Origin of the sequence: Flavobacterium pasteuri, from assembly GCF_048286615.1 — a bacterium.
Classification (GTDB): domain Bacteria; phylum Bacteroidota; class Bacteroidia; order Flavobacteriales; family Flavobacteriaceae; genus Flavobacterium.
This window is the reverse complement of sequence record NZ_JBLVPN010000010.1, coordinates 123,597-132,607: the sequence shown is the minus strand read 5'-3', so window position 1 is coordinate 132,607 and position 9,011 is coordinate 123,597. Positions and strand designations below refer to the sequence as shown.

Genomic DNA, 9,011 nt, shown 5'->3' with positions numbered 1-9,011 from the left:
GTAAAAACCATCTTGATTTTACCGCACAAAAAAAGAGGACACTAAATCCTCTTGATATTTTCTCTCTAAACTTTACGATAACTCCATAGTTCCTGCCAATGAACGGTTCCGTTCAACACAGGTTTCATTGTTCGGCTTGCAGCCGCAACGAAACCTTATCTGTTATGTGCTGGCATTTTCAACCTATAATATCTTCATTAATAAAGTCATACTCGTTGTCAATTAGTTTTTGCAAATACTCTTCAAAGTTTTCAGCTATCACTTTAAATTCGTCGGGGTCGTGTAAAAACCTAATTATTTGACCTTTTTTTCCTTTTTCTGATGGTGTGAAATCTATAAATAGTTGTGAAGTTCCACCGTTGTTCATACAATCTGAAAAATGCAACCATTTTAGATTACTGGTTCTATTTGTGATTTTTTCGTCAATATCAACTTCGTCATATTTTCTTTCAATATAATCTGAATAGTATTCAACAGCTTGATTTTGGTTTTCTATAATTTGTTTGGCTGATAATAAATAATATGGATATTCTTCAATATCTGAACCTAGAAGGTAGAAAATTATTTCTTCTTCTTTGAATTTTCTCCAATACGTCCCATCAACATATTTTAGCAAATCAATTAATGTTTGTGGTATTTCAGGGTATATTTTTTGTAATTGGTCAAGTTTTTCTTTACTAACTCCTTCTTTCACGCTTTCAAAATGTTCCCAATCTTCACCTGCACCATTGTCAATATATGATTTTTTAAGTCCTAAAATATATTTTTCTGTGGTATTCATTGCTTAGTTTTTTTGGTCATTAATTTTTGCAGTATTGTTGGTATATGCTTGCACATAACGTCCCGCTGCTTTGAGATGGCTAGAAAATCGTAACCGCTCAGTTTTCGGCTTAACGAAAACTTGATGCGAAACGGTAATTCCACTAAACTCCAGCTATATCAAAACAGCTGTTAGGCACTGTAATTTTTATTTAGTTTGATATTTCTCCATATTCATACGTGTGATATTTGTCTTTGGCTTTGTCATCATTAATTATTTCAAAACTATTAATATCAACTGCATTGAGAATTTTCCCTTTATATAATATTTCGGTTTTCGTTCTTCCCCAGTTTTCTGATATAACCTTAAAATCATTTATGTTTTTTATTTCTGCAATATCGTGACCATAAATAATGTGTTTGTCATCAGATGCCCAAGGATATGTTTTAAATATTCTTAGTTTATTCGGATTAACACCAATTATTTCACAATCATTTTTGCTACTATAAAACCCAAAAAAGTATGCAGAATCTTTATCAACAAAATAATAATTTCCTATGTATTTTAGAGTTTTTGGATCAAAATTGTCAATGATTTCGTTTTCAAAAAAAACATACTTATTATCTTTTCCAATTGTTAAATTTTCGTCGTTTTTTATTTTTTGGAATGTTTTAGCATCGGCTTTTTCAACTAATCTTTCATAGTTTCCACTTCCTTCATTCCATCCTTTCAAATATACTTGGTTATCTCTAATTGAGTATTTCTGTTCACAACTGAACAGGAAAAGTGAAAGTATGATAATGACTGTGTTTTTCGGTTTCATATTATTGTGCCTAACGGTTTGCCGCTTGGCGATGTGGCGGACCAAATAAAGCCCAAATTTCGGTTAATGACTACTTTTCCAAGTACAAAACCATCTTTAAATTAAGCCTAAACCCGCCATATTGCCAAACGGCGGTTATGCCCAGTTTTCTATTGTCCAAAGTGGTTACTTATTTTATTGTTGTATGTCGTAATATTGTCAAATAGTTTGGTTAAGTTCTGAATTTGTTCGGTTAGAATCCTATAATTATCGCTAACTGATTTAAATTCTTTTTGGAATTCTTCAAACTCTGGAAATTTAGCAGTGAACTCAAGATTTACTTTTGTCATATCAATTTGTAATGAATTATATTGCAATGGGTTAAATTGTTTTGATGCTGTCATTTGACGTTGAAGTTCTGTTTTTTCTTTTATATAAAATAGGTTTTTGTCAACTATTGCCAAATATTTTGGTTTTAGAACTGTCATTTCTGAATTAAAATTAGATAACTTAACTTTTATTATTTTCAGTTCTTCTATTAAAATAGGTTGAATTTTTCTATTACATGTTTCAATCCGTTGTATAAAAGACTTTATTTCTGCAATTGTTTCAAACTCTAAAATTTTTGAAATAAAATCAAGTGCACCACTTATCTTTTCTCCTCGGAATTCAGTTAATAGGTGTCCTTTTTTGTCTATGGAATATTGTTGTTTTTCTCTGTCCTTGAATGAAAAATGATCTTTGCTGAATATTCCTTCTAAACCAATCAACATTTTTTCACATTCATCAATAACATATTTTTCTACAAATTTCACTTCATCTGTCATTGATAGATTACAAGCGTCTTTGGAGAAGTTCATAGCTTCTAACCAATATTTATTCTCTAATAAGTGTTTTTGAGTGTAGCGAATTATTTCAGAAAATTTTGCAAATTCATAATCAATCCATTCTGAAAATGGGGATATTTCTATGTTTTTGTATTTCAATTTTGTGTAAAAATAACTCGCACTTCCATAACCAAAATTTGTCTTTATTTCAACTGAAAAATTTGGGGTTAATTGGTAAAGTGGATTTGACCAACCGACAAGCCTATGAGAAAATGTTAATACACTTTTGTCTTCATTGCAAATGCGATAAGTTTTCTTGATTGCAAAAGCTTTGCTCCATAATAGATATTGTTCTTTTAATTCTTGTTTGTATTCAGTAATTTTTTCCGCAGGGTTATAAATATCAGGTTTAAGTTCGTGATTTATTTGAATGAGTTGCTGTCGGTTTGTTATTTGGATAATAGTATCCTGATTATTTACGTTAAAACCCTGATAGGGTCTTGCTAGCAAAACACAATACAGGTAATGATCAGTAAGTAAATTTAATTCTGTTGTCTTTCTAATGTATGCAATTAAGTCGTTCAAAGAAGTATTCGGATCGTCGCATAATTTTAAAAATTCATCTATTGGTCTGATTAATGAATTTTGGATTTGCACATAACCAACTTCAATTTGATTTGTCGTTTGATTTTTGACCAAAGTGCAGATTAACTCTTCGTTGATTTTGTCTTCCATTGTAGTCTGTTAAAATTGGGCATAACTTGTATATAGGCGAAACAAACTTTCGTTTATACACCCAATTATGGGTAGATTGGCGAAGGTTTGTTTCTTATTATTGATTTTCAAATATATTAAAATTTTCTTACAAATTAGTATAATAGCTTTTTATTTGATAGATGTTTTTGATACGTGTGTGAATAGGTATTGCACTATTTTTTAGATTTTTAAAGTGCTTTTTTTTTATAGAATTTAGGAAATCAAAAAGTTCTAATTTAGCCCCGATGGGAGCAAGTATCCCACGCTTTTGGGCGTGGATACTGCGGACAGCGGGACAACTCGTGTTGAAAAATTAGAAATGTTCTGCTCCTAAAAAAAGACATAAAAAAACACCAGCCTTTCGACTGATGTTCTCCTATTTTTTTAATTATGTATGCGGCTAAAGTGTATTCAACTGTTGCTTACTTTTTGCCAATGATCTTTTTGAACAGCGTAACCATTCCCAAAACAATTCCACCAAATACAAGTCCTAATAAAAATTCAGTTAGAATGGAAGGTAATTGGGGTAATACGCCATGTAAAAAACCGATGTTGTGCACAAATATGCCACCTGCTACTAACAGTAAGGCGATGGTACCTATAAAGGATAAACTCTTGATGACTTTTGGCAAGGCTTGTACCAGAATATTTCCGATAGTCTTTGAGAAGCTACGCTCTCTGGTGCTCATGCTTATCAGTTTTAAACCTGCTTCATCCATACGTACAATTAGGGCTACAATCCCATAAACACCTACGGTTGCTATTATTGCAATGATGGAAACAACCATAATTTGTGATAAAATAGGTTTGCCAATAACGGTTCCCAATGCAATAATTACGATTTCTACAGATAAAATAAAATCGGTTACGATGGCTGATTTTATTTTTTCTTTTTCAAAGGCTAAAATTTGTTCTTCGGTCATTGGTTCCAACGAAATTTCGTGCTTTGCATGTTCGTGCGGAAAGAAGTATTCGTATATTTTTTCGGCACCTTCGTAGGCTAAATAAAGTCCTCCAAGCACTAAGATTATGATAACTGCTACCGGTAAAAATGCACTCAGCAGAAAGGCGATGGGTAAAATGATTACCTTATTAATGAAAGAACCTTTTGCAATTGCCCATAATACGGGAAGTTCTCTTGAGGAGATAAATCCGGAGGCTTTCTCGGCATTTACTGCCAAATCATCACCTAAAATACCAGCCGTTTTTTTGGCTGCAAATTTACTCATTACGGCAACATCGTCCATAATTGCTGCGATATCATCTAATAGTGCGAAAAAACCTGATGCCATTTTGATTGTTTTAGAAACTGCATTGATTTTGGTATTGCTTTGCCAAAATTTAAACTGCGTGTTTTGTTTATTCCTGCGAAGCTAAAACTTTTTTTATTTACTCTATTTATAAAATGGGTGAATTTTTAGTTAATATTCACCCAAAATCTTTCTGGATTAGTAGTCTCGTTTTTATTTACTTTTGAAATAAAAAAAATTATGGGGTTCAAACATGTATTTAAAGCTAAATTAGATTGGTTTTTTTCTAAAAAGGAATCGATGACTTATACTAAAAGTCATACCATAGCGATTGACGGTAAGGCTGTTCTAAATGTTTCGGCTGCTAAAGCTTTCAAAGGCGATCCTGTTTTGTACAATCCTGAAGACTTGTTATTGAGCAGTCTGGTTTCCTGTCACATGATGTCTTACTTGTATGTTTGCAGCCAAAATGGGATAGATGTGGTTTCTTATACAGACGAAGCAGAGGCAACTCTGGAGGTTTTGGAAGACGGAAGCGGACGTTTTATAGCCATTAATCTCAATCCTAAAGTTTGTATTAGCAACAAAGATAAAATAGAGGAGGCACTTAGCTTGCATAAAAAAGCGAATGAACTCTGTTTTATAGCGAATTCTTGTAATTTTCCAATTTTGCATTTTCCAATTTGTGAAATTAAAAATAGCAATTAAATCAATCGATTTACTCCATGAAAACTGAAAAGCATAAAAAAACACCAGTCTTTCGACTGATGTTTTCATAATTTTAAATGTTTCTAGATTCTTAAGAAACTAATTCACTCTGCTCCTAAAAAAAAGGATGATATAAAAAAACACCAACCTTTCGATTGGTGTTTTTGATATTAAAAAAAAGAGATTAATAATCATGTAATTTTTCTTGGTATTTTACAAAACCAAAAACTTCAATTGTTTCTTCATTTATTTTGTAAACGATAGTATAACCCTTGAAAATTAAATCCCTAATAGTGTTGTCTTCAAAATAGGTTGATTTTCTAAATCTATAAGGATTTGGATGAATATTTTTCACTTCTTTTAACACATTCATATTGAATTTTCGAGCTCTACTAGGGCTATCTTTTGCAATATATATAACCTGATTTTCAAGCCGATCAACAAAGGAACTTTTAAGAAGGATTCTCATACTTTCGAATTGTTTTTTCAATTCTTATTTCCGCTTCTTCTACGGTAAAAAATGTTGCTGTGCCACTTTTTATGTCTTCAAGTTCCCGCTCTAAATAGTTTTTAGTTTCAGTAAAATCTTCATTTTCTTTAATGATTTCAACTTCATCTTTACTGAATCGATTAAGAAACCACATTAACTCATTATAGATACTATCGTTTATTTTTAACTTAATAGTTTGCATAATTTTATTTTTATCAAAGATAGGCAAATATTTACTCTACTAACTCGGTTTGATTTCTAAAAACCAGTTTTCCATCAAACGCATCGATCAAAACAATACTGTCTGTTGCGATTTTTCCAGCTAGAATTTCTTTGGATAATTCATTGAGAACATCTCTTTGAATCACACGTTTCACCGGTCTGGCGCCAAATTGAGGATCATAACCTTTCTCAGCTAAATAGGCAATGGCTTCCGGAGTTGCATCCATAGTGATGCCTTGCAACGCCAGCATTTTAGTTACGCTTTTTAGTTGTAACCCTACGATTTTTGTAATATTTTCATTGGTTAATGGTGTAAACATCACAATTTCGTCAATACGGTTTATGAATTCCGGACGAACGGTTTGTTTCAATAAGCCTAGCACTTCCACTTTTGCAGCTTCGGTTGCGACTTCCACGCTTCCTTTCAAATTATCAAATTTATCCTGAATAATTTGGCTTCCCATATTCGAAGTCATGATGATAATCGTGTTTTTAAAATCAGCTAAACGTCCTTTGTTATCTGTCAAACGTCCTTCATCCAAGACTTGTAACAAGATGTTAAACGTATCAGGATGTGCTTTTTCAATTTCATCCAATAGGATTACAGAATACGGTTTTCTACGAACGGCTTCCGTTAATTGTCCGCCTTCATCATAACCTACATATCCGGGAGGCGCACCCACCAGTCGGCTTACGCTGTGGCGTTCTTGGTATTCGCTCATATCAATACGCGTCATCGCATTTTCATCGTCAAAGAGGTATTCGGCTAATGCTTTCGCCAATTCGGTTTTACCAACCCCTGTAGTTCCAAGGAATAGAAAGGTTCCCACTGGTTTTTTCATGTCCTGTAATCCCGCGCGGCTTCTGCGCACGGCATCGCTCACGGCTTGAATGGCTTCTTCCTGTCCTACGACTCTTTGATGCAATTCATCTTCCAGTTTAAGCAGTTTTTCCCTTTCGCCTTGAAGCATTTTCATAACTGGGATTCCAGTCCATTTAGCCACGACTTCAGCAATATCTTCGCGGGTTACTTCTTCTTTTATAAGGGAAGTTCCTCCAGTTTGATCTTCGGCCAATTGTTTTTGAAATGCATCCAATCTTTCTTGGGCTTCTTTGATTTTCCCATAACGAATTTCGGCTACTTTTCCATAATCACCATCACGTTCCGCGCGTTCTGCTTCGTATTTGAAATCTTCAATCTCCGTTTTTACTGCTTGAATGTTATCGACTACATCTTTCTCTGATTTCCATTTGGCGTAGATTTCGTTTCGATCTTCTTTTAGGTTGGCTAAATCCATTCCTAAAACTTTGAGTTTACTTTCGTCTTTTTCTCTTTTAATCGCTTCAATTTCGATTTCCAACTGCATTACTTTTCGATCTAAAACGTCCAGTTCTTCTGGTTTTGAATTGATTTCCATGCGTATTTTTGATGCTGCCTCGTCCATTAAATCAATGGCTTTGTCCGGAAGAAAACGATTGGTAATATAGCGTTGTGATAATTCGACAGCCGCAATAATAGCATCATCTTTTATCTGAACTTTATGATGCGTTTCGTATTTTTCCTTGATACCACGTAAAATCGAAATGGCACTTTCGGTATCCGGTTCTTCAATCATTATTTTTTGGAAACGTCTTTCTAGTGCTTTGTCTTTTTCAAAATATTTTTGATATTCGTCTAATGTGGTTGCACCAATAGCGCGCAGTTCTCCACGAGCTAAGGCAGGTTTCAAGATGTTTGCAGCATCCATAGCGCCTTCGCCACCTCCGGCACCCACAAGCGTGTGAATTTCGTCAATGAATAAAACAATATCCCCTTCGGCAGAAGTTACTTCTTTCACCACAGATTTCAAACGTTCCTCAAATTCTCCTTTGTATTTGGCACCTGCAATAAGTGCACCCATATCAAGGGAATACACGATTTTATCTTTCAGGTTTTCAGGAACGTCTCCATCAACAATTCGGTGTGCTAATCCTTCGGCAATGGCAGTTTTCCCAACTCCGGGTTCTCCCACGAGCATTGGATTATTTTTAGTTCTTCGGGTTAAAATTTGCAACACTCTGCGAATTTCCTCATCACGACCAATAACAGGATCCAGTTTTCCGGATCGAGCCAGTTCGTTGAGGTTTTTTGCGTATTTATTTAATGAATTATAGGTTTCTTCAGCAGATGCCGAAGTTACTCTTTCGCCTTTTCGCAATTCTTCTATGGCGGCTTTCAATCCTTTTCCGGTTACGCCCTGATCTTTTAATATTTGGGCTGCTTTGGTTTTAGAATCAAAAATCGCCAAAATTAAATGCTCTACCGAAACGAATTCGTCATTCATTTTTTTAGCGATAATTTCAGCTTCATTAAGCGTCGTGTTTGCAGTCCTGGAAAGCATTATTTCGCCACCGGAAACTTTAGGGAAACTTTGAATCGTGCTGTCCAATATTTGAAGAAATAGAGGAACATTCACATTGAGTTTTTTCAATATAAAAGGAGCCACATTTTCGTCGACTTCAAAAATAGCCTTGAAAATATGTTCATTTTCTATTTGTTGCTGTCCTTGGCTTTGCGCCAATTGTTGCGAAAGCTGAATGGCTTCCTGGGATTTGATAGTAAATTTATTTATGTTCATGATGTTATATTGTTTTGTGGTTATTTGACTAACTTTGCGAATCAATATTCAATATATATTCCAATACAATAATAAAGACAAATTGACAGAAATTTCATGATTTTTATCATGTTTTAAAGTCAAAATGTCTTAAAACAAGACAATTATGAGTTTTTTTAAAAATATGTTCAACAGTTCAGAAGAAAAAGATTCAAACGAAAACAAAATCAACTGGAATGAATTAACCGATTTAGGGCAACTGAGTGAAATTATCGAGATTTCAAATGAAAAACCGGTAGCCATTTTCAAACACAGTACACGTTGCAGCGTCAGTAGGATGGCACTGAAACAGTTTGAAAATGAGTTTAATAGCTCAGATAAAGTTACGCCTTATTTTTTAGATTTAATAGCACATCGCGATATTTCTAATGAAATTGCGAGTCGTTTTGGAGTCACTCATCAATCACCGCAATTGATATTAATTAAGGAAGGAAAAGCTGTTTATAACGTTTCGCACAGTGATATTGATGCGGAAGAATTGGCTAAAAAGGTTTAATATCCAAAAAATTTAAGTTTGAAACATAAAAAAAATCCATTCG

General features: G+C 33.9%; 9 protein-coding genes. 2 read left to right on the top strand and 7 right to left on the bottom strand.

Annotated elements, in window-relative coordinates; translation table 11 throughout:
* Positions 1–178: 178 nt before the first annotated feature.
* The 4 genes from ACNQF6_RS14500 to ACNQF6_RS14485 form a co-directional block, all read right to left on the bottom strand.
* A complete protein-coding gene (locus ACNQF6_RS14500) occupies positions 179–781 on the bottom strand; it encodes an SMI1/KNR4 family protein (RefSeq protein WP_417966627.1) in 603 nt (200 codons plus the stop codon).
* Between the two features lie 190 nt (positions 782–971).
* On the bottom strand, positions 972–1,583 hold the full coding sequence (locus ACNQF6_RS14495) for a DKNYY domain-containing protein (RefSeq protein WP_417966626.1): 612 nt from the start codon (positions 1,581–1,583) through the stop codon (positions 972–974).
* Positions 1,584–1,732: 149 nt separating this feature from the next.
* Complete coding sequence (locus tag ACNQF6_RS14490) at positions 1,733–3,124, bottom strand: hypothetical protein (RefSeq protein ID WP_417966625.1); 1,392 nt, start codon at positions 3,122–3,124, stop codon at positions 1,733–1,735.
* Between the two features lie 443 nt (positions 3,125–3,567).
* A complete protein-coding gene (locus ACNQF6_RS14485) occupies positions 3,568–4,437 on the bottom strand; it encodes a DUF808 domain-containing protein (RefSeq protein WP_417966624.1) in 870 nt (289 codons plus the stop codon).
* Positions 4,438–4,635: 198 nt separating this feature from the next.
* On the opposite strand from ACNQF6_RS14485, the gene ACNQF6_RS14480 reads away from it, so the two are divergent.
* On the top strand, positions 4,636–5,103 hold the full coding sequence (locus ACNQF6_RS14480; RefSeq protein WP_417966623.1) for an OsmC family protein: 468 nt from the start codon (positions 4,636–4,638) through the stop codon (positions 5,101–5,103).
* A gap of 184 nt (positions 5,104–5,287) precedes the next feature.
* Here the strand turns inward: ACNQF6_RS14480 and ACNQF6_RS14475 are convergent, their stop codons facing one another.
* From ACNQF6_RS14475 to clpB, 3 genes are read right to left on the bottom strand one after another with little or no spacing between them, the layout of a single operon-like run.
* Positions 5,288–5,572, bottom strand: a complete 285-nt coding sequence (locus ACNQF6_RS14475; RefSeq protein WP_417966622.1) for a type II toxin-antitoxin system RelE/ParE family toxin — start codon at positions 5,570–5,572, stop codon at positions 5,288–5,290.
* Positions 5,556–5,795: a tRNA pseudouridine synthase A gene (locus tag ACNQF6_RS14470; protein ID WP_282716321.1), complete on the bottom strand. Its 240-nt coding sequence runs from the start codon at positions 5,793–5,795 to the stop codon at positions 5,556–5,558. The genes ACNQF6_RS14475 and ACNQF6_RS14470 overlap by 17 nt, the downstream gene beginning before the upstream one ends.
* Positions 5,796–5,826: 31 nt before the next feature.
* Positions 5,827–8,433 carry an ATP-dependent chaperone ClpB gene (gene clpB, locus ACNQF6_RS14465; protein ID WP_417966621.1) on the bottom strand — a complete coding sequence of 869 codons (2,607 nt, stop codon included), beginning with the start codon at positions 8,431–8,433 and terminating at the stop codon, positions 5,827–5,829.
* A 145-nt stretch (positions 8,434–8,578) separates the two neighbouring features.
* Here clpB and ytxJ point away from each other — a divergent pair, with 145 nt between their 5' ends.
* Positions 8,579–8,968 (top strand): bacillithiol system redox-active protein YtxJ, encoded by a 390-nt coding sequence (ytxJ, locus tag ACNQF6_RS14460; protein WP_417966620.1) that lies wholly within the window; start codon positions 8,579–8,581, stop codon positions 8,966–8,968.
* Positions 8,969–9,011 lie beyond the last annotated feature (43 nt).